21 protein-coding genes and 2 pseudogenes are annotated in these 18,392 nt (G+C 66.2%); 14 read left to right on the top strand and 9 right to left on the bottom strand.

All coding sequences use genetic code 11. The features are described from left to right. Window positions 1-2 precede the first annotated feature (2 nt). The 7 genes from ACZY0R_RS23940 (at window position 3) to ACZY0R_RS23910 (ending at window position 5,313) form a co-directional block, all read left to right on the top strand. Window positions 3-833, top strand: coding sequence for a dioxygenase family protein (locus ACZY0R_RS23940; RefSeq protein WP_488861764.1), 831 nt, complete (start codon window positions 3-5; stop codon window positions 831-833). A gap of 47 nt (window positions 834-880) precedes the next feature. Then, complete coding sequence (locus ACZY0R_RS23935) at window positions 881-1,579, top strand: alpha/beta hydrolase (protein ID WP_488861762.1); 699 nt, start codon at window positions 881-883, stop codon at window positions 1,577-1,579. Window positions 1,580-1,631: 52 nt separating this feature from the next. Further along, window positions 1,632-2,063: a rubredoxin gene (locus ACZY0R_RS23930; protein ID WP_488861760.1), complete on the top strand. Its 432-nt coding sequence runs from the start codon at window positions 1,632-1,634 to the stop codon at window positions 2,061-2,063. A gap of 95 nt (window positions 2,064-2,158) precedes the next feature. After that, the gene (locus tag ACZY0R_RS23925) at window positions 2,159-3,817 is read left to right on the top strand and encodes an FAD-dependent oxidoreductase (protein ID WP_488861758.1); all 1,659 of its coding nucleotides are present in this window, start codon (window positions 2,159-2,161) and stop codon (window positions 3,815-3,817) included. An 84-nt stretch (window positions 3,818-3,901) separates the two neighbouring features. Continuing rightward, window positions 3,902-4,102, top strand: coding sequence for a hypothetical protein (locus tag ACZY0R_RS23920; protein WP_488861756.1), 201 nt, complete (start codon window positions 3,902-3,904; stop codon window positions 4,100-4,102). A 49-nt stretch (window positions 4,103-4,151) separates the two neighbouring features. Continuing rightward, window positions 4,152-4,598, top strand: a complete 447-nt coding sequence (locus ACZY0R_RS23915) for a MarR family winged helix-turn-helix transcriptional regulator (RefSeq protein ID WP_488861754.1) — start codon at window positions 4,152-4,154, stop codon at window positions 4,596-4,598. Window positions 4,599-4,848: 250 nt separating this feature from the next. Then, window positions 4,849-5,313: a DUF4126 domain-containing protein gene (locus ACZY0R_RS23910; protein ID WP_488861752.1), complete on the top strand. Its 465-nt coding sequence runs from the start codon at window positions 4,849-4,851 to the stop codon at window positions 5,311-5,313. Between the two features lie 64 nt (window positions 5,314-5,377). On the opposite strand, the gene ACZY0R_RS23905 is transcribed toward ACZY0R_RS23910, so the two are convergent. Beyond that, the gene (locus tag ACZY0R_RS23905; RefSeq protein WP_035872706.1) at window positions 5,378-5,641 is read right to left on the bottom strand and encodes a hypothetical protein; all 264 of its coding nucleotides are present in this window, start codon (window positions 5,639-5,641) and stop codon (window positions 5,378-5,380) included. Between the two features lie 343 nt (window positions 5,642-5,984). Here ACZY0R_RS23905 and ACZY0R_RS23900 point away from each other — a divergent pair, with 343 nt between their 5' ends. Beyond that, complete coding sequence (locus ACZY0R_RS23900; protein WP_488861750.1) at window positions 5,985-7,697, top strand: MBL fold metallo-hydrolase; 1,713 nt, start codon at window positions 5,985-5,987, stop codon at window positions 7,695-7,697. Between the two features lie 91 nt (window positions 7,698-7,788). Here the strand turns inward: ACZY0R_RS23900 and ACZY0R_RS23895 are convergent, their stop codons facing one another. Together ACZY0R_RS23895 and ACZY0R_RS23890 are read right to left on the bottom strand one after the other, a co-directional pair. Next, entirely contained in the window at window positions 7,789-8,355 is a 567-nt protein-coding gene (locus ACZY0R_RS23895; protein WP_488861749.1) for a TetR/AcrR family transcriptional regulator, read from the bottom strand. 299 nt (window positions 8,356-8,654) lie between these two features. Next, window positions 8,655-9,317: a copper resistance protein CopQ gene (locus ACZY0R_RS23890; protein ID WP_488861747.1), complete on the bottom strand. Its 663-nt coding sequence runs from the start codon at window positions 9,315-9,317 to the stop codon at window positions 8,655-8,657. Between the two features lie 454 nt (window positions 9,318-9,771). Here ACZY0R_RS23890 and ACZY0R_RS23885 point away from each other — a divergent pair, with 454 nt between their 5' ends. Beyond that, the gene (locus ACZY0R_RS23885) at window positions 9,772-10,098 is read left to right on the top strand and encodes a hypothetical protein (RefSeq protein WP_045237750.1); all 327 of its coding nucleotides are present in this window, start codon (window positions 9,772-9,774) and stop codon (window positions 10,096-10,098) included. Between the two features lie 121 nt (window positions 10,099-10,219). On the opposite strand, the gene ACZY0R_RS23880 is transcribed toward ACZY0R_RS23885, so the two are convergent. From ACZY0R_RS23880 to ACZY0R_RS23865, 4 genes and pseudogenes are all read right to left on the bottom strand, one after another. Continuing rightward, window positions 10,220-10,660: an alpha/beta fold hydrolase gene (locus ACZY0R_RS23880; RefSeq protein ID WP_488866128.1), complete on the bottom strand. Its 441-nt coding sequence runs from the start codon at window positions 10,658-10,660 to the stop codon at window positions 10,220-10,222. 29 nt (window positions 10,661-10,689) lie between these two features. Then, a complete protein-coding gene (locus ACZY0R_RS23875) occupies window positions 10,690-11,256 on the bottom strand; it encodes an FAD-dependent oxidoreductase (RefSeq protein WP_488861745.1) in 567 nt (188 codons plus the stop codon). Between the two features lie 535 nt (window positions 11,257-11,791). Next, window positions 11,792-11,908 (bottom strand): annotated as a pseudogene (locus tag ACZY0R_RS23870) (NAD(P)-binding protein); the annotation flags it as partial. A 49-nt stretch (window positions 11,909-11,957) separates the two neighbouring features. Next, on the bottom strand, window positions 11,958-12,257 hold the full coding sequence (locus ACZY0R_RS23865; protein WP_488861743.1) for a hypothetical protein: 300 nt from the start codon (window positions 12,255-12,257) through the stop codon (window positions 11,958-11,960). Window positions 12,258-12,317: 60 nt separating this feature from the next. Between ACZY0R_RS23865 and ACZY0R_RS23860 the strand changes: the two are divergent. Together ACZY0R_RS23860 and ACZY0R_RS23855 are read left to right on the top strand one after the other, a co-directional pair. Then, window positions 12,318-12,458: pseudogene (locus ACZY0R_RS23860) on the top strand (helix-turn-helix domain-containing protein); the annotation flags it as partial. A 124-nt stretch (window positions 12,459-12,582) separates the two neighbouring features. Continuing rightward, on the top strand, window positions 12,583-13,020 hold the full coding sequence (locus tag ACZY0R_RS23855) for a MarR family winged helix-turn-helix transcriptional regulator (RefSeq protein WP_045237753.1): 438 nt from the start codon (window positions 12,583-12,585) through the stop codon (window positions 13,018-13,020). A 223-nt stretch (window positions 13,021-13,243) separates the two neighbouring features. Here ACZY0R_RS23855 and ACZY0R_RS23850 read toward each other — a convergent pair whose 3' ends face one another. Together ACZY0R_RS23850 and ACZY0R_RS23845 are read right to left on the bottom strand one after the other, a co-directional pair. Further along, a complete protein-coding gene (locus ACZY0R_RS23850) occupies window positions 13,244-14,101 on the bottom strand; it encodes an FAD synthetase family protein (protein WP_488861741.1) in 858 nt (285 codons plus the stop codon). A gap of 178 nt (window positions 14,102-14,279) precedes the next feature. Continuing rightward, the gene (locus ACZY0R_RS23845; protein WP_488861739.1) at window positions 14,280-15,227 is read right to left on the bottom strand and encodes a LysR family transcriptional regulator; all 948 of its coding nucleotides are present in this window, start codon (window positions 15,225-15,227) and stop codon (window positions 14,280-14,282) included. 142 nt (window positions 15,228-15,369) lie between these two features. Between ACZY0R_RS23845 and ACZY0R_RS23840 the strand changes: the two genes are divergently transcribed. The 3 genes from ACZY0R_RS23840 to ACZY0R_RS23830 all read left to right on the top strand — a co-directional run bounded on the left by ACZY0R_RS23840 (window position 15,370) and on the right by ACZY0R_RS23830 (window position 18,354). After that, on the top strand, window positions 15,370-15,966 hold the full coding sequence (locus ACZY0R_RS23840) for a flavin reductase (protein ID WP_488861737.1): 597 nt from the start codon (window positions 15,370-15,372) through the stop codon (window positions 15,964-15,966). A gap of 139 nt (window positions 15,967-16,105) precedes the next feature. After that, window positions 16,106-17,659, top strand: coding sequence for a 4-hydroxyphenylacetate 3-hydroxylase family protein (locus ACZY0R_RS23835; protein ID WP_488861735.1), 1,554 nt, complete (start codon window positions 16,106-16,108; stop codon window positions 17,657-17,659). A 104-nt stretch (window positions 17,660-17,763) separates the two neighbouring features. After that, window positions 17,764-18,354 carry a malonic semialdehyde reductase gene (locus ACZY0R_RS23830; RefSeq protein WP_488861733.1) on the top strand — a complete coding sequence of 197 codons (591 nt, stop codon included), beginning with the start codon at window positions 17,764-17,766 and terminating at the stop codon, window positions 18,352-18,354. The last annotated feature ends 38 nt before the right edge of the window (window positions 18,355-18,392 follow it).

Genomic DNA, 18,392 nt, shown 5'->3' with positions numbered 1-18,392 from the left:
CCATGTCAGCCGCTCTTCCTCTTCCCGTACTGTTCGTCTCCCATGGCGCGCCCACCTTCGCCATCGAGCCAGGCCTTGCCGGCCCGCAACTTGCCGCGCTGGGCCGCGCGCTGCCGGCCGCCGAGGCGGTGCTGGTGGTCTCGCCGCACTGGATGACGCGGGGTGGCGTGCGCGTGACCGCAAGCCCGCTGCCCGAGACCATTCACGATTTCGGCGGCTTTCCGCGCGACTTGTACGCGTTGCGCTATCCCGTGGCCGGACACCCCGCGCTGGCCGCGCGCGCGGCGGAACTGCTTGCGCAGGCCGGCTACCCTGCCAGTCCGGACCCGCAGCGCGGGCTCGATCATGGCGCGTGGGTGCCGCTGCGGCACCTGTATCCCGAGGCGCAGGTGCCGGTGTTCCAGGTCTCGCTGCCGCAGCCGCTGGACCCGGCGGGCGCGCTGGCCTTTGGCCGCGCCCTGGCGCCGCTGCGCGACCAGGGCGTGCTGATCGTCGGCTCCGGCAGCATGACGCACAACCTCTACGAGTTCCGCGGCCACGGCGGCGGCGATGCGCCCTATGTGGCGCAATTCACGCAATGGGTGCGCGAGGCCACGCGCAATGCCATGCGCGATGGCGACGTCCGGCCGCTGATCGACTACCGGCGGCTGGCGCCGCACGCCGAGCGAGCCCATCCGACCGACGAGCATTTCCTGCCGCTGCTGGTGGCCATCGGCGCGGCCGCGGCGGGCGAACCGCTTCAGGTGATCGACGGCGGCATTACGTACGGCATGCTGTCGATGGAGTCCTATGTGATCGGCCAGTACCGGCACGGCCAACCCGTGGCGGCCTGACCGGCACCACGCACCGACACTGAAAGCGTTACCAGATCCGAGATGACATGAACAGCTCCAGCACCGACATCAGCCCACTGACCCAGGACCCCGCAACCGGCCTGCGCTATCGCCTGCGCAACGCGCTGCCGGACACGACGCCGGCAGCGCGGCTGCTCCTGCTGCATGGCGTGGGCAGTAACGAGACCAGCCTCGCGGCGGTGGCCACGCGTATCGATCCGCGTGTCCAGGTGGTACTGGTGCAAGGCCCGCTGACCTTTGCGCCGGGCCAGTATGGTTTCTTCGAGGTCAGCTTCCAGGGCGGCGCGCCCGCCATCAACGCCCCACAGGCGGAGCGCAGCCGCCAGCAACTGATTGCGCTGGTGCGCGCGCTGCGCGCGCAGGATGGCGCCATGCCCGCTCGCACGGTGATCGCCGGCTTCAGCCAGGGCGGCATCCTCAGCGCCAGTGTCGGCCTGAGCGCGCCGGCCGACGTCGCCGGCTTTGCCGTGCTCAGCGGCCGCATCCTGCCGGAAATCGAGCCGCATCTCGCACCGCGCGAGGCGCTTGCCGGGCTATCGGCCTTCATCGCCCATGGTGAGTTCGACAACAAGCTGCCGGTTGGCTGGGCGGAACGCGCTGACCAGTGGCTGGATGCGCTGGGCATTGCGCACCAGACCCGGCGCTACCCGATCGGCCACGAACTGAATGCGGATGTCGTTGCCGATTTCCGGCAATGGCTCGCCGGCGTGCTGTTTCCCGGCTGACCAGCATCCCGAGCGACACTACGCCCCCCGGCGCAACCCCGATTTCATTGGCATGTACAAAAAAGGCACCGCAGTAGAGATCCAGTTTTCCCCTGACCGCCTGAATGACGGCGCGGGCGATCCCTATTGGATCGACCTGACGGCGGAAGAAGCGCAACAGCTCCTTGCGCTGCTGCAGGCCCGCGTGGCCGCCGGCGGGCAAGGCACGTCCGCGCCACTTGTCTTCAGCCTGGACGAGCCGGCGCAGGCGGAGAAAACCGGGCCAGATGACACCGCAAGGCCCATTGAGGCAGCCACGGCCACGGCCGTCGCCGGCGAATTCAAGCAATGGGTATGCATCATCTGCGGCTGGGTCTATGACGAGGCCGCCGGCCTGCCTGAAGAGGGCATCGCGCCCGGCACCCGCTGGGAGGACATCCCCGCCGGCTGGCGCTGCCCGCTATGCGACGTGGGCAAGGAGGACTTTGCGATGGTTGAATTCTGAGTGGCGCCTTCCGCGTAGGCTTTGGCAATCTGGTTGTTCCCGCAACCATTTTGGTATATCTTGAACTGGTTGCGCACACAACCAGGAGACATGACATGTACCAGCGCGAAGTCCACGCCGCATCCATGCCGGTGCTGAACCCCGACGGCACGGATGCGCCGCGGCAGGTCGTCATTGCCGGCGGCGGCCCGGTCGGGCTGGCGGTTGCGCTGGCCCTGGCCCGCCACGGCATCCCCAGCGTGGTGCTGGAGGCCGACGACGGCACCTGCGAAGGCAGCCGGGCCATCTGCATTTCCCGGCGCTCGCTCGAAATCCTCGATGCGCTCGGCGTTGCCGCGCCGGTCCTCGGCAAAGGGCTCGCGTGGGCAGGCGGCCGCAGCTACTACCGCAACGAGGAAGTGCTGCACTTCACCATGCCGCACGAAGCCGGGCAGGCTTTCCCGCCGATGGTGAATATCCAGCAGTACTACATCGAGCAATACCTGCTGGACGCCATCGCGCGCTACCCCGGACTGATCGAAGTGCGCTGGCAGAACCGCGTCACCGGCGTCGCGCAGGACGCCGGCGGCGCGACGCTGTCGGTGGCAGCGGGCGACGCCACCTACACCGTGCGCGCGGACTGGCTGGTGGCCGCCGATGGTGGCCGCAGCGCCGTGCGCGATGCGCTGGGGCTGTCGCTGCGCGGCATGCAGTACGAGGGGCGCTACGTGATCGTGGATATCGCCATCGACGCGCCGCGCGAGGTCGAGCGGCTGGCGTGGTTCGATCCGCCGTCCAACCCCGGCTCCACCATCCTGCTGCACCAGCAGCCGGACAAGGTCTGGCGCATCGATTACCAGGTCGGCGAACACGAGGATGCGGAACAGGCGGTCAAGCCGGAAAACGTGCTGCCGCGCGTGGCCAGCCACCTGGCGATGATGGGCGTCACCGCGCCGTGGGAGCCGTTGTGGATCTCAATCTACAACGCGAAGTGCCTGACGCTGGACGACTACATGCACGGCCGCACGCTCTTTGCCGGCGATGCCGCGCACCTGGTGCCCATCTTCGGCGTGCGCGGCCTGAACAGCGGCTTCGACGACGCCTTCAACCTGGCCTGGAAGCTTGCGCTAGCCGTGCGCGGCAAGGCCTCGCACGGCCTGCTGCCGTCCTATTCCAGCGAGCGCGTGGCCGCTGCGCGCGAGAACATGCGTTTTGGCGCCAAGAGCACGGAGTTCATGGCCCCGCCCTCGCCCGCTTTCACCCTGATGCGCGAAGCGGTACTGGGGCTGTCCGCCAGGCATGCGGAACTGCGCTCGCTGATCAACCCGCGCCAGACGAGCCCCGCCACCTTTGCCGACTCGCCCATCGCCGCGGCGGACGACCCGGCCTTCGCCACCGGGCCCGCGCCGGGCGCCGCACTGCCGGACATGCCGGTGCTCGACGCGCAGGGCTCGCCGGCTTCGCTGCTCCGCTGCCTCGGCACGGGCTTCACCGCCTTCTGCTTTGCCGGCGCTGGCCAGGATCCGCACGCCGTCGTGCTAGGGTTGCGCCAGCTATGCGCGGATGGCCTGGAACTGGACTGCCACCTGATTGCCGGCGGGGCACCGGCGGCCGGCAGGCTGGCCGATCCGGACGATGCCGTGCGGCGCGCGCTGGACGCCACCGACGGCACGCTGTACCTGATCCGCCCCGATGGCTATGTCAGTGGACGCTGGAAGCATGCCCGTGCCAGCGATGTGCGCGATGCCATCGCCCTGGCCATGCGAATCGACTGAAGAAGATTGAAGACGACTCAAGACGACTCAAGACAATTCAAGACGATTGAAAGCGGAAAGACCGAGGACCGTATGCAAACCACCATGACCCCGACCGAACTCGATGAAATCTACACGGCGATGTGCTACCGGATGACAGCACTCGGCGAGCGCGATGCTTCCCTCTACCTGGCCCGGGTCGCACTGCTGGCGCTCAGCCGCCATACCGGCTTCGCGGATGCCTCGCAACTGCTGCGGGAAGTCTCGGATAGCTTCAGCGGGCACAGCGGCGCTCTCCCCGAATGACGACGATGCAGGCATACTGCCCGCCTTGCCCTACCCGGCCCTGCTAACCATGACCAGCCCCAAGCCGTCGCTCGCCGACTTCGCCACCTATCGCCTGCACCGCATCGTCAAGCAGTTCGACCGCGGTATCGCGCGCGCATACACGGACGAACTGGGCCTGTCGCTGAGCGAGGCGCGGACTCTCGCCGCCATCGGCGAATTCGGCCCCTTCCTGGTGATCGATCTCGCGCGCTTCGCCAACCTGGACAAGAGCCAGGCCAGCCGCGCGGCCGATCACCTTATCAGGCAGGGACTGGTAAAGCGCGAACCGTCTCCGACCGACGGCCGCGCGGTGCTGATCTCCTTGTCCGCCACCGGCAAGCCGCTGTACGAGAAGATCATGCGGGTGGCTTCCGGCCGGCACGAAACGCTGATGTCCGCCCTCACCGCCCAGGAACGCGCCGTGATGGAGCGCGCCCTGGGCAAGCTGCTCGCGCAGGTCGAGACGATGTTGTAAGGACGGGGGCGTCCCTTCTTCCACGGGACGCACTTCCGCCGCATGTGGGCTAGCGCACAGGCCGGCGCAAAGCGCCGGCATAAGCTCGTCGCGCGGCCCGGTCGAGGCGATCCCGTCTCCCCGGTCCTTGTGCATGAGACGCGGGCCGGGTGACGAATGATTGCAGTCCGGATTTGCGTTGTCCCCGGTTCGTGCCAGCGCACCGGGCGTGGCTTGCGCCATTCGTCAACCGTGATCGAGGACAGACTCCATGACGCTCTACCTGCTGTCGCTGTTCATCGGCATCGTGGCCGGCCTGCGCGCCATGACGGCGCCCGCGGCCGTCAGTTGGGCGGCCGGCCTCGGCTTGCTGGATCTGTCTGGCAACTGGCTGGCCTTCATGGGTTACCGGTTCACGCCCTGGATCCTCAGCGCGCTGGCGCTGGCCGAGCTTGTCACCGACAAGCTGCCCGCCACGCCGAGCCGCAAGGTGCCGCAGCAGTTCGGCGCGCGCATTTTTACGGGCGCCCTCGCCGGCGCCGCGATCGGGGCGGGCGGCGGCATGCTGGCGGGCGGTGCCATCCTTGGCGCCATTGGCGCCATGATCGGCACGCTCGGCGGCGCGGCCATTCGCGCGCACCTTGCGGCAGCGTTTGGCAGGGACCGGCCGGCAGCGGTGATCGAGGACCTGGTTGCCATGACCGGCGCCGTGCTGGTGGTCCTTTCGCTGGCCTAGCCGGCGGCGGCGCCGCTGCCCGTCCTGGCAGCGGCAGCGGCAGCGGCAACAGCGGGCCAGCGGACTACAACGAATCAACCAGGCTTCTGATGACCTCCGCCAGCCGCGCGGCACGCGCGCGCCCCTTCTGGTCCAGGTCCAGCGCGCCGCCCGCGGCCAGTGCCTGCAGCCCGAACGAAGCGTCGGTCATGTCGCGCCACGACGGGTGATCGGCGTGCATGGTCTCGAGCGCCTGCGCGCCCGCCACCAGGCGGTTCCGGTCCGGCTGCAGGCCGGCGGCCAGGTCTTCCAGTACCGCGGCTGCATCTAGCAAACCCTTTCGGTTCATATCGGCGTCTCCCCCTGTCCTTGTCTGGTTTCGCACCACCCGGCGCCTGTCGAACGTCGCACGTCGCGCATGCATTGCATCTCAGGCGGGCCGAAACGGCTTGCAGCACTGCAAACAGTGCGCGCTGCTTCTCACCCCTCGGCGAACACAGCGGCAGATCGACGGGCGGGGTGATGCCAGCATCTTAATGGCCGGCGCCGTTCCAAGGCTGCCGCGGCACCTCCGTATCTACCCGCGTATCGGCAGCGCCCTTTTCCTGTCTCGCTTTCCCTCGGTGGCATAGCCGGGCGATACCGCTACACTATCGCCTGAACCCAGCCAGTCAATCAGGAACCCGCCCCACATGAGCGATCAAGAACAGAGCGGAAGCACCCCCCCTTTGCGATCCCGATCCACCTCCCTGCGCCACGCGGCAAGCATCCTGGTCGTGCGCGATGGCGCGGCCGGCATGGAGGTGCTGCTGGTGCGGCGCCCCGAGCGCAACGACGACCGCAGCAGCGGCGCTTTTGTCTTTCCCGGCGGCACGCTCGACCCCCAGGACAGGGCCTTGCATGATGTCTGCGCTGGCCTGGACGACGCCGCGGCAAGCCAGCGCCTCAAGCTGCCGGACGGCGGCCTGGATTTCTACCTGGCGGCCGTGCGCGAATGCTTCGAAGAAGCCGGCCTGCTATTTGCCAGCGATGCCGGTGGCGAGCTGATCGCGCTGGATACCCTTGACGCGGCGCAGCATGACTGGCTGCGGCAGTCCGCCCGGCGTGGCGGCCCGGGCATGGCGCAGCTGTGCGAGCGCCTGAATGTGCGCCTGGCGGTGGACCGCCTGGCCTACCACAGCCATTGGCTGACGCCGCCCGGCCTGCCCAAGCGCTTCGACACGCGCTTCTTCGTCGCCGTGGCGCCCCCTGGGCAGACCGCCGCGCACGATGGCGACGAGGCCATGGAGCATATCTGGGTGCGCCCCGGCGATGCCATCGACCCGGCAAGCGGTATCAAGACCGTGCCCGTTACGCGGCGCACGCTCGCGTCCATTGCCCGTTTCGACACCGCGCAAGCCTGCTTTGACCATGCCGCGCAGCTGCGCGACATCGCGCGCATCATGCCTCGCCTGGCCCAAGGCAGCGGCGGCCCGCGCCCCGTCTTGCCGAGCGAGGCAGCCTATGCGGAGATCGAGCGCATCGACCCGCACGGCGAAGGACATGCACGCTACGAACTGGCGCCAGGTGTCGCGGTGCGCCTGTCCGAGCGCGTCTGGCGCGTCACCGCCAACAATGGCAGCGTCATGACCGGACCCGGCACCAACACCTACTTTGTGGGCGATCCGGCGCGCAACGAGTGGGCGGTGATCGATCCGGGCCCTGACGATGAAGCCCATGTAGCCGCCGTGCTGGCAGCCGCGCCCGGGCCAGTCCGCTGGATCCTCGCCACCCACACGCACATCGACCACTCGCCGGCGACGCCCCGGCTGAAGGCCGCCACCGGCGCCCCGGTGCTGGGCCGGCCCGCCCCGCCAACATCGCGGCAGGACCAGACATTCCAGCCCGAGCGCATCCTGGAGCATGGCGAGCGCCTGTCGCTGGGCAATGGCTGCACGCTGCGGGTGATCCACACGCCGGGGCACGCGTCCAACCACCTGTGCTTCCTGCTTGAAGAAGAAAAGACCTTGTTCACCGGCGATCACGTGATGCAGGGCTCCACCGTCGTGATCAATCCGCCCGACGGCGATATGCACGCTTACCTGGCCTCGCTGGCCGCTTTGCAGAATGAAGACCTGGAATGGCTCGCGCCTGGCCACGGCTTCCTGATGCCCAGGCCCGCCGATGCCATCCGCACCCTGATCCGCCATCGCATGCAGCGCGAAGCCAAGGTGCTCAACGCGCTGCGCGACCTGGGGGAAACCGATATCGACACCCTGCTCCTGCGGGTCTACGACGACGTGCCCGAACGCATGCTGCCGGTGGCAAAGCGCTCGCTGCTGGCGCACCTGCTCAAGCTGGTCCGGGACGGCCGCGCGCAGGAGTCAGGCGAGCATTGGAAGGTAGTGGCGGACACGCCGGGCTGATGCGGCGGCGGATCTCCGGGCGGATCATCGGTTGCATCGCCCAAACAAAAAGCCGACCTCGAAGGGTCGGCTTTTTCATGCGCCGACGTGCTTATTCGGACACCGAGGCCATCAACAGATCCGCCGCCGACTCCAGCCGTTCGGGCGCCCCGAACAAGCGGGCAACGATCAAGCCGTTTTGCAGCGCACCGTAGATCACCTGAGCCAGCGCGCGGGGCGTCACCGGGTAGACTTTGCCGTACTCACTCTGGGCGCGTTCGATCAGGCCCATCAGCCAGTTTTCGTTCATCCGATAGAACTGCTTGAGCTCGGTATGGACCGACTCCGGCAGGCACAGCGTCTCGGTGGACAACATGCCAGCCAGGCAGATCTGGTCGCCGCAGGCCGCGGTGCGCAGGAAATTGAGGTAACCCTCCGCCTGCTCGCGCGGTGAAAGCGACGAATCCACGCTACGCAGCCGCTCCGAGATGCGGGCGCTGTATTCCTTCACCGCCTCCAGCACCAGGTCGTCCTTGGCGGGAAAGTAATAGTGGATGCTCGAAGTCTTGACCCCGACCAATTCGGCCAGATCGCGGTAGCTGAAACCATTGAAACCGCGCCGGCGGATCAGTACCAGCGTGTGTTCGAGCAGTTGTTCGCGTACGGATTGCGTTTTCATAGCGAGATCTTATCTATCTATTGATAGATCCTCAAGCCAAATTCGTGTGCATTCGCACAAGTCGTTCCATGCTCACTCAAGCCGGCAGCACTTGCGCCACCACCGTGATCAGAGAGCCACTGGCTACGCAGAGGACCACCCAGCCAGCCAGGATCAGGAAGCTGTCCCGTAGGTTCATGATGCACTCCCACTCAAATGTCTAACCTGTTTCATTTCCTGCCCGGGTCGCCGTTCAGGCCGTGGAACCGGTGCGAACCGGCTCCCCGCCCTGGCGATCCCGTTCCCGCGCTTGCCTGCGCTCAGACATTGGCGCCATCGGTGAACACATCGAACTTGCCGTCACGGGCGCCATCGGTATAGGCATCCACGCTGCGGGCCGGGGAAGCCGACACGCCGGTGCGATCCAGGCCGGCGACGATGCGGGCGCCGTCCGTGTACGGGTCAGCCTTGCCTACGCGGGCACCTTCGGTGAACGGGTCGAACTTGCCGCTGCGCGCGCCGTCGGTATAGCCATCCACGCTGCGAGCCGGGGAAGCCGACACGCCGGTACGGTCCAGGCCGGCGACGATGCGGGCGCCGTCGGTGTACGGGTCAGCCTTGCCGACGCGGGCACCTTCGGTGAACGGGTCGAACTTGCCGCTACGGGCGCCATCGGTATAGCCATCCACGCTTCGGGCCGGGGAAGCCGACACGCCGGTGCGGTCCAGGCCGGCGACGATACGGGCGCCGTCGGTGTACGGATCAGCCTTGCCGACGCGGGCACCTTCGGTGAACGGGTCGGCCTTGCCGCTACGCGCGCCGTCGGTGAACGCGCCGGGCGTAGCGCTGCGGAACACATAGCCGTACTTGTCACCGGCAAACGTGCTGTCCTTCGGGCCCGAAGCTTGCGCGGTGCCGGCAACGAAGGCGGCGGCAAGGGCGGCGGCGGTGATCAGGGTCTTGGCGAAGAGGTTCGAGGTCATGATGTTCTCCATTCACTTTGAGGATCCGCGCTGGGGCGGAATCGAATCGGTACGCTTTGGAAGCCTTCGTTCTTTCTGGCCGTTATCTACTAGTAGATAGACTGGTTGGTCCAAAAAAAACGGGGATTCCCCGGGTGTTGCGCTGGATCCTCTTTCCTGCTTCAGCTTTCTCGCTGGGGCGGAGCAGTGGCTTCCATGTGCTGAATATTATCTACTGGTAGATAGATAGTCAAGGAATTTTTGCAAGCCATCTGCGAACGCACGATGTCGTCACGGGCGCTCAAGCGGGATCGCACATTCTTCAACCTGTGGTCGCGCCCTCCGGCCCAAAAGGAAATCGCCGAAATCCCGGCAACAAGGATTTACAACGTTTTACTTCAGGCAGCATGAAATCACTCCTACGATGATATTTGCAGGATGCAGTACAGGGTCCTCGCTACCACCGGAGCAAGAGATGCGCAAAGTCCTCACGATGACGTTACTTATCGCCGCCGCGACGGCTTCAGGCTTGAGCTATGGCCAGCAAAAGAAGTTCGACCCATACACCGACGGCGCCAAGGCAGGCAAGGCCGACCCCTATACGGATGGTGCGAAATCCGGCAAGTTCGATCCATACACGGATGGTGCCAAGCAATCCACCCAGATGGACTTGAATGCCAACCAGGGCAAGCCCGACCCGTACACCGACGGTGCCAAGGCTGGCAAGGCCGATCCCTATACGGACGGCGCGAAGGCCGGCAAGGCCGACCCCTATACGGACGGCGCGAAGTCTTCCAAGTAATTGGCACCCGCGTTGCCGCTCCGCAAGCGGCAACGCAAATCCACCACGGCACGCCAGCCGCGGCAAATCCGCGCGGCCCCTTCCCTTAGCCGCGCTGCCTGCACTTATGCCTGTCGCGGCTTCATCCGTGCAATCCCTGCAGAAAGGCAAGCAAGTCTGCATTGACCTGCTCTGCGTTGACCGCGCACATCCCATGCGATGCGCCCGGGTAGACCTTCAGCGTCGCGTTCCTGACCAGCCTGGAGGCCAGCATGGCCGCCGCCCCGATCGGCACGATCTGGTCGTCGTCTCCGTGCAGGAACAGCGTCGGCACGTCGAACGTCTTCAGGTCTTCGGTGAAATCGGTCTCTGAAAACACCTTGATACAGTCATAGGCGCTCTTGACCGAACCCGGCATGCCCATCTTCGGATACCGCGGCAGCGCAAGCCGCCGAGGATCGTCGTACTGAAGTGGCGCATGCAATCCACCGAGCGCGGCCAGCCTGCGAAATATAGGCGGCGAACGGCGGGATGGAAATGAGACATTGGCACCATTGGCGCAACGAGCCGGGGCCGGCGGGATTCCGATTGCCGCCCCGCAAGCCGTGGCGCCTAGCCAGCCAGGATGCGCTCGGGCCGCGCATGGCGCCGGCCCCCGTAGCCGAGCAAGATTTCCGTACCGCGCTGCGAAGCCAGGATCGCGCGCGAACTGTGCTCCCGCATGGCGGTTTCGTAACTGCCGATGGCCGCGCGCAGCGAAAGGTGGCCTGCAGCGGCCTCGCCCAGTTGCCGCACCAGCAGGTGTGCATCGTGCAGCGCCGCATTCGCCCCCAGGCGACCTGCGGGACTCATGGCATGGATGGCATCCCCCAGCACCGTGACCGCATTGGTCGGCCATGCCGGCGGCACGTCTGCCGTCCTGACGGGCAGCATGGCCAGCGAGGCGCGATCGCCCTGCTGGAATAGCGCCCGCAGCCCGATGTGCCAGTCTGCCGTGACGCGCTCGATGCGCGCGGCGAGTTCGTCCTGGCGCAACGCATCGCCACCCTCCCAGCCGATGCCAAGGCTCTCGCGGGCGCCGACGATGGCCCAGTAGAGATAGTCCTCGCACTTGCCCAGGCGGGTAGCCCGTGGGCTGCGGCCGGAACCGCATCGGATCGATGATGACCGCGAGGCCATCGACGAAGACGATAGAAGTCCTGTCCCGCAGCACGCCGGAGATCCGCGCCAGCGCTGCAGGCGTCGGGCAAGTCTTGCCGTAGAGGCAGGCGAACCCGGTATCCGCCGGGGTGGCGCCCGGCAAACTGCGCCGGCGCACCTGGGAATTGACGCCATCCGCCGCCACCAGCACGTCCGAGACGGCGGATGAACCATCCGCAAACCCGGCGGCTACGCGCCCGTCTTCGCACTCCCGGTAACGCACGAACGCCTTGCCGAAATGCACACGGTCCTTGATGCCGCACAGCAGGACTTCACGCAGCGTCTGGCGGTTCACGCTCAGGTCGTCCTCTTCAACATTTCCAGCGCCTTCGCTCCCGGCCCGCCGCCACGACTCCACCCACATTCCGGTCACGGCATCGAGCCCTGTGTCGACCACATTGACGCCCTCCACCGGCATCGCGCCGGTTGCCTTGAACAAGGCGAAAAGGTCTGCCGGCAAGCAGGCCTTCAAGGCTTGCTGGCCCCGATGATCGATGCGGATGCGGTAGCCCTGCGTGCGGCTGGTCAGTGCCGCATCGCGCTCGTAGACGTCGAAGGCGATGCCATGCCTCCTGAGCCCTTGCGCCAGGCACAAGCCGCCCAGGCCGGCACCGACGATGGTGATGTGCATGGGCCTCGCCATCAAGGCGCGCTGCGCCGCCACAGCGCCCGCCCGGCGTTCAGCGCGAGGGGCCATCTTGCGCTCCGGCATCCGCATTCGCCGTGGTCGCGGCAGCCAGGGCATAGTTGCCCAGCGCCAGCGCTTCCGCCATGGTGGCGGCCATCGCCACGGGCACGCCAAAGGCCTTGACCGCCATCTGCGCCTGCGCAGCCATTGCCGCCCGCTTGTCCGGGTCGGGTTCGATATGGATCAGCGCCCTGCAACTTCTCCCGAGTGGCGCCTTGTGCTGTTTGAGCCATTGCGCGCGTTGCTTGCGGTCCTCGTGCGCTTCTTCGTCCTGTGCGGTATGGATCAGCACAAAGGCCCGGTCCTGCCCGACCAGGGCCGTCATCTCGTCGCGCCACCGGGCGGCGTAGCCCGGCTCGCACGCGGCGAAGCCGTGGCCGCGGTGGCCGAGGCCCTGGGCTACGCCACGCCGAGCAACTTCATCGCCATGTTCCGCCGTGCTTTTGGCGACTCGCCGGCCCGGTATTTTGCAAGCCGCGGCCTGGGTGGCTAGCTACCGGAAGCGGCCCGTTCCTCGCCCTCACCCCCGCCCCGCCGGCTCACTGAAATTTGTAGATTCTGACCTTGAATTTATCTGACTTATCAAATACTATCCATCCAGCAAACAGGAGGCGACCATGAAGCACTACACCAGAGAGAACTTTCGCCTCACGCAGAGCGTGGGGTTCTTCCTCAACAAGGCCCGCAACCTTGTGCTGATGGAAATGGACGCCGCCCTCAAGGAACTGGATATCACCGCCCAGCAGATGGGCATCCTGCTGTCGCTGTCCCGTGGCGTCGCAACCACCCCGTTCGAACTCAGCAAGCTGCTGGTGATCGACACCGGCCTGATGACCCGCATGCTCGACAAGCTGGAGCACAAGGGCCTGCTGACCCGCTCGCGCAGCGTGGACGACCGCCGCGTGGTCAACCTGGAACTCACCGCCAAGGGCCATGGCGTTGCCGAACAGATCCCGGAGATCGCCCCCGAGGTGCTGAATGCGCGCCTGAAGGATTTCACCAAGGGCGAATTCGACGAGTTCATCCGCCTGCTCGGCAAATTCTCGGCCGCCTGAGCGCCTCTTTTTTATTTAATTAAAAGCGCGCGACGATTTCCTGGCGCAGGTGCCAGAGGCGAGGTCATGCCGCGCTCCGATGCGCCTGCCGGCTACCCTGGCCTTCGCCGGTTTCGCAGCGGTGTTCTTCATTCGCTCGGGCTACATCACCACCGTGGACACCTGGACGCTGGTGCTGCCCGCGTTGCGGCAAGGCATTTCGACCGCGCTGTACTTCGTGCCGCTACGCCGCGGCCAGTTCCCCGGCCCTGTGGAAAAACCGCAGTGCCATGCGTTCTCCGCAAGCGGCCTCGATCCTTTCATGGGTCACCAGATGTACCGCAGGCGCACCCGCAGCGCGCTCGTCCCGTACCTGGAGAATGGCGGGCGTCCACTGCGATGCGCCGTCTTTCCGCCTGACCGCGCCAGCATAGTTGTCCGCCGCAGGCATGCACATCCCCTCCGGCAACACCACCGAGATCGCGCGTTCCGACGGCTGTTGCGCGTTCGCGATGGTCCCGGTAATTTCATGCGGACGCGCCAGCATCGCCGCCGCCGCGCTGACTTCGCCGAGCTGGATCAGCCGCCGCGTCTCGCTCGACGAGCAATGGTTGCCGGCGCCGGATTCCGTCGGCGCGCGCAGCGCGACGGGATCCACATCGAAGCGCCACTGTGCGCCCAGGGTACGCAGGTAGTCCACATTGCCCTTGCGGCCCCGGCCGCAGGCAAAGTTCTCGCCCACCACGAGCGTGCGCATGCCAAGGTGTCCCACCAGCGTCCCGCCCACGAAGTTCTCGACAGGCTCCGCGCTGCGCTGCCTGTCGAAACGCAGCACCAGGCAGGTGTCCACCTCGCCGGTTGCCGCCAGCAACGCCATGCGATCGTCCAGGCTCGACAGCAAGGGCGGCGGCCCCCCGGGATGAACGACAGCCCGGGGGTGCGGATCGAAGGTGACCAATACTGTGGGCAGTCCCGCTTGCCGGCCCCTGGCCCGCAACATAGCCAGCACGCGCCGGTGGCCGCGATGCACGCCGTCGAACATGCCGATGGATACAACCGCGCCGCGTGGCGCGAACTCGTTGGCTTCGGTGATGACTTTCATGGGTACGTCTCCCGCACGGTGGGCATTCGCATCGACGCGGCCGAGGCCACGCGCCTCAAGGGCATGCAGCGAATGCTATGGCGTGAAACGCCTCGAATCCAAGGCGGGCTGGAGCATGAAGACTATAACCGGCGATCGCCGGAGGGTTTACCTGTAAGCAATTTCCCGCGGATTCCCCTTACCCAAGCTGCGCCGTCTCGTGGAGCTGGAACAGCTTGCGCAGCACCGAGCGGATCCACTGGTTGCCCGCTTCACGGTGCACGCGGTCGTGCCAGTAGAGCGCGATCTCGATCTCCGGCAGCTCCAGCGGCGGCTCCAACAGTTGCAGCCCCATGTCCCTGGCCAGCATCGTGCCCAGCGTCACCGGCACCAGCACCACGGCATCGGAGTGCCTCGCGATCATGGCAGCGGCCGTGAACATCGGCACGCGGCAGACGATGTTCTCGCGCGGTACGGCGGCTTCCAGGATGCGTTCGACAGACAGGTGTTCATGCCCCGTGCCCGCCGCCGTCACGAGCACGTGCTTCTCCGCGACGAACGCCGCCAGGCTGGGCGCGGGCCCAAGGCGCGGATGGCCGCTGCGCGTCACCGCCGCATAGCGCTCGCGCCATAGCGGCTGCCTGCGCACGCCTTGGGTGAGATTGGGAAACGAGCCCACCGCGATGTCCACCAGGCCCGATTCCAGCCACAGGTCGATGTGCTGCGCGTCGCAGTTGACGGCCTGCACGCGCACGCGCGGCGCCGCTGCCGCCAGGTGGTTGATGATGGGCGGCAACATCTGCGCCACGCCCGCATCGATGATGAAGAAGCTGAAGGTCCGCTCGGCCGCCGCGGGATCGAAGGACACATGATCCGAGCGCAGCGCGCGCATACGTTCCAGGATGCCCCGCACGGGCTCCGCCAGCGCCAGCGCCTTCGGGGTCGGCTCCATGCGCAGCGACACGCGCACGAACAACGGATCGCCGAAATACAGCCGCAGCCGCGCCAGCGTCTTGCTCAGCGCAGGCTGCGTGAGATTGAGCACGCGCGCCGCCTTGGTGATGCTGCGCTCGGCCAGCAAGACTTCGAACACCTGCAGGTGATGAAGGCCCAGTTCGTCTTCATTCCTCTGGGGAATAGTGTCCATGACGTCGTCTCAATAGTAGAAATCGGGCAATCCAATTAGTCTACTTTCAACGCTCGGCCTTGAACACAAGAAGCGCGGTTTCCCGATGACAGTGCGAAGGTTTCCCCACGAAGGGGCGACTTCCCAAGAAAGGAGAATCATCATGTCAGGCTTTCCATTTGCGGTGCGCGGCGACAAGCATGAAGAGACAAAGACGCCGGCTGTGCACCTGGCATCGTTCCCCAACGCAACCGATAGCAAGCCCGGCATCAGCGCACAGGCCTTCCGCGACGCGCTCGCCAAGGCCGTCACGCCGGTCACCGTGATTGCCACCGACGGTGCCGGCGGCATGGCCGGCGTCACCTGCTCGGCGGTGTGCTCGGTCTGCGACAACCCGCCCACGGTGCTCGTCTGCATCAACCGCAAGAGCTACGCCAATGCCATCGTCAAGGCCAACGGCGTGCTCAGCGTGAACTGGCTGCAGTCCGGGCAATCCGACCTTTCGCAAGTGTTTGCCGGCGCCGGCGCACTGCCGATGCCCGAGCGCTTCGCCACCGGCGAATGGAGCGCCCTGCTCACCGGCGCGCCGTGCAGCAAGGCCGCCATGGTGGCGCTGGATTGCCGCGTTGCCGATGCCTATGAGGTCGGCACGCACAGCATCTTTCTTGCACATGTGCTGGCGGCGACCCACGCCGAAGCCGTGTCGCCGCTGGTCTATTGCCAGCGCACCTATGCCACTACGCAACCCGTCGCCGCCTGACCTTTCCGTCGTGTCGGCAACCCACCGCAAACGAACAACCGGGCAAGCCATCGCGCATCGCCTGTCGCCATTGCAGCACCCAAGCCACCAAATCGCATCGCATCCCCGCGAAGTCGATTCACCCAAGGAGAAGACAGCCATGATCCGCACCGGGAAGCAGTACCTGGAATCCCTCAACGACGGCCGCGATGTCTGGGTCGGCAACGAGAAGATCGACAATATCGCCACCCATCCCAAGACGCGCGACTACGCCCAGCGCCACGCGGACTTCTACGACCTGCATCACCGCCCCGACCTGCAGGACGTGATGACCTATATCGACGAAGACGGCGAGCGCCGCGCCATGCAGTGGTTCGGCCACCGCGACAAGGAGCAGCTGCGCCGCAAGCGCAAGTACCACGAGACCGTCATGCGCGAGATGGCCGGCGCATCGTTCCCGCGCACGCCGGACGTCAACAACTATGTGCTGACCACCTATATCGACGATCCGGCGCCGTGGGAGACGCAATCCATCGGCGCCGAGGGCAAGATCAAGGCGCGCAACATCGTCAACTTCATCCAGTTCGCCAAGGAGCATGACTTCAACTGCGCGCCGCAGTTCGTCGATCCGCAGATGGACCGCTCCAGCCCCGACGCGCAGCAAAAATCGCCAGGCCTGCGCGTGGTGGAAAAGAACGACAAGGGCATCGTGGTCTCCGGCGTGAAGGCAATCGGTACCGGCGTGGCCTTCGCCGACTGGATCCATATCGGCGTGTTCTTCCGCCCCGGCATCCCCGGCGACCAGATCATCTTTGCCGCAACGCCGGTCAACACCAAGGGCGTCACCATCGTCTGCCGCGAGAGCCTGGTGAAGGAAGACCCCGTCGAGCATCCGCTGGCCGCGCAGGGTGACGAACTGGACGGCATGACGGTGTTCGACAACGTCTTCATCCCGTGGTCGCACGTGTTCCACATCGGCAACCCCGAGCACGCCAAGCTGTACCCGCAACGCGTGTTCGACTGGCTGCACTACCACGCGCTGATCCGCCAGATGGTGCGCGCCGAACTGGTGGCAGGTCTCGCCGTGCTGATCACGGAGCATATCGGCACCAGCAAGATTCCGGCGGTGCAGACACGGCTGGCCAAGCTGATCGGCTTTCACCAGGCCATGCTGGCGCACGTGATATCCAGCGAGGAGCTTGGCTTCCACACGCCGGGCGGCCATTACAAGCCCAACATCCTGATCTACGATTTCGGCCGCGCGCTCTACCTGGAGAACTTCTCGCAGATGATCTATGAGCTGGTCGACCTGTCCGGGCGCAGCGCGCTGATCTTCGCCAGCGAGGACCAGTGGCAGGACGAAAAACTCAACGGCTGGTTCGAGCGCATGAACAACGGCCCGGTGGGCAAGCCGCACGACCGCGTGAAGATCGGCCGCGTGATCCGCGACCTGTTCCTGACCGACTGGGGCAACCGCCTGTTCGTGTTCGAGAACTTCAACGGCACGCCGCTGCAAAGCATCCGCATGCTGACCATGCAGCGCGCCGAGTTCTCCGGCTCGGGTCCTTACGGCAAGCTCGCCCGGCAGGTCTGCGGCATCGACCCGGTGGCCGAGCAGTCCACCGAATACACCAAGACCGCCGACTACGCCAAGGCACTCGATTCGGCACGGCACCAGGAGGAAGTCGCACTGGCTGGCGCCATGGCGATCTGAACCTCTCCAACTAACGACCACCCCTGTGCGAGCACCGGCGCGAAGTACCCGCGCCGGCCGCCCCACGCTGATTACCCGCACACGCGACACCAAGGAGAATCACCATGTCCACCCACGAAATGCTGGCCACTCTGTTCGGCAACGCCCGCAGCCAGAACGGCTGGCGCGACCGCGCCGTCTCCGACGCGCAACTGCGCGAAATCTACGAGCAGATGAAATGGGGCCCGACCTCGGTCAACTGCTCGCCCGCGCGCATCGTCTTCCTGCGCACCCAGGAAGCCAAGCTCAAGCTGAAGGAGGCACTGGCCCCGGGCAACGTCGACAAGGTGATGAACGCGCCGGTGGTGGCCATCGTCGGCTACGACACCAGTTTCTACAAGAACCTGCCCGAACTGTTCCCGCACAACCCGTCCGTCAAGACCTGGTTCGAGGGAGACGAGAAGGCTGCCTTTGCCGAGATCACTGCCTTTCGCAACGGCACGCTGCAAGGCGCCTACCTGATCATGGCGGCCCGTGTGGTCGGCCTGGACTGCGGCCCGATGTCCGGCTTCAACAACGCCGCGGTCGACGCCGCCTTCTTTGCCGGCACCACCGTCAAATCCAACTTCATCTGCGGCATTGGCCACGGAGACCCCGCCAAAGTCTTTGCCCGCAGCCCGCGCCTGTCTTTCGAGCAGGCCTGCACGCTGGCATGAGTGGCCGGCTTGCCGGACACCCCGCCCACCGATCCCCT

Source organism: Cupriavidus sp. F041 (genome assembly GCF_057814235.1).
Note: the sequence above shows the minus strand (reverse complement) of the source record. Positions and strands in the feature narration are given on the sequence as shown.

Bases quoted from the DNA above. Each gene is read 5' to 3' on its own strand.
- ACZY0R_RS23890 (WP_488861747.1), bottom strand. From the start codon at position 9,317: ATGACCTCGAACCTCTTCGCCAAGACCCTGATCACCGCCGCCGCCCTT.
- ACZY0R_RS23875 (WP_488861745.1), bottom strand. From the start codon at position 11,256: ATGGCCTCGCGGTCATCATCGATCCGATGCGGTTCCGGCCGCAGCCCA.
- ACZY0R_RS23930 (WP_488861760.1), top strand. From the start codon at position 1,632: ATGTACAAAAAAGGCACCGCAGTAGAGATCCAGTTTTCCCCTGACCGC.
- ACZY0R_RS23835 (WP_488861735.1), top strand. From the start codon at position 16,106: ATGATCCGCACCGGGAAGCAGTACCTGGAATCCCTCAACGACGGCCGC.
- ACZY0R_RS23840 (WP_488861737.1), top strand. From the start codon at position 15,370: ATGTCAGGCTTTCCATTTGCGGTGCGCGGCGACAAGCATGAAGAGACA.
- ACZY0R_RS23900 (WP_488861750.1), top strand. From the start codon at position 5,985: ATGAGCGATCAAGAACAGAGCGGAAGCACCCCCCCTTTGCGATCCCGA.
- ACZY0R_RS23895 (WP_488861749.1), bottom strand. From the start codon at position 8,355: ATGAAAACGCAATCCGTACGCGAACAACTGCTCGAACACACGCTGGTA.
- ACZY0R_RS23915 (WP_488861754.1), top strand. From the start codon at position 4,152: ATGACCAGCCCCAAGCCGTCGCTCGCCGACTTCGCCACCTATCGCCTG.
- ACZY0R_RS23905 (WP_035872706.1), bottom strand. From the start codon at position 5,641: ATGAACCGAAAGGGTTTGCTAGATGCAGCCGCGGTACTGGAAGACCTG.
- ACZY0R_RS23910 (WP_488861752.1), top strand. From the start codon at position 4,849: ATGACGCTCTACCTGCTGTCGCTGTTCATCGGCATCGTGGCCGGCCTG.
- ACZY0R_RS23940 (WP_488861764.1), top strand. From the start codon at position 3: ATGTCAGCCGCTCTTCCTCTTCCCGTACTGTTCGTCTCCCATGGCGCG.
- ACZY0R_RS23850 (WP_488861741.1), bottom strand. From the start codon at position 14,101: ATGAAAGTCATCACCGAAGCCAACGAGTTCGCGCCACGCGGCGCGGTT.
- ACZY0R_RS23920 (WP_488861756.1), top strand. From the start codon at position 3,902: ATGACCCCGACCGAACTCGATGAAATCTACACGGCGATGTGCTACCGG.
- ACZY0R_RS23845 (WP_488861739.1), bottom strand. From the start codon at position 15,227: ATGGACACTATTCCCCAGAGGAATGAAGACGAACTGGGCCTTCATCAC.
- ACZY0R_RS23935 (WP_488861762.1), top strand. From the start codon at position 881: ATGAACAGCTCCAGCACCGACATCAGCCCACTGACCCAGGACCCCGCA.
- ACZY0R_RS23830 (WP_488861733.1), top strand. From the start codon at position 17,764: ATGTCCACCCACGAAATGCTGGCCACTCTGTTCGGCAACGCCCGCAGC.
- ACZY0R_RS23885 (WP_045237750.1), top strand. From the start codon at position 9,772: ATGCGCAAAGTCCTCACGATGACGTTACTTATCGCCGCCGCGACGGCT.
- ACZY0R_RS23855 (WP_045237753.1), top strand. From the start codon at position 12,583: ATGAAGCACTACACCAGAGAGAACTTTCGCCTCACGCAGAGCGTGGGG.
- ACZY0R_RS23925 (WP_488861758.1), top strand. From the start codon at position 2,159: ATGTACCAGCGCGAAGTCCACGCCGCATCCATGCCGGTGCTGAACCCC.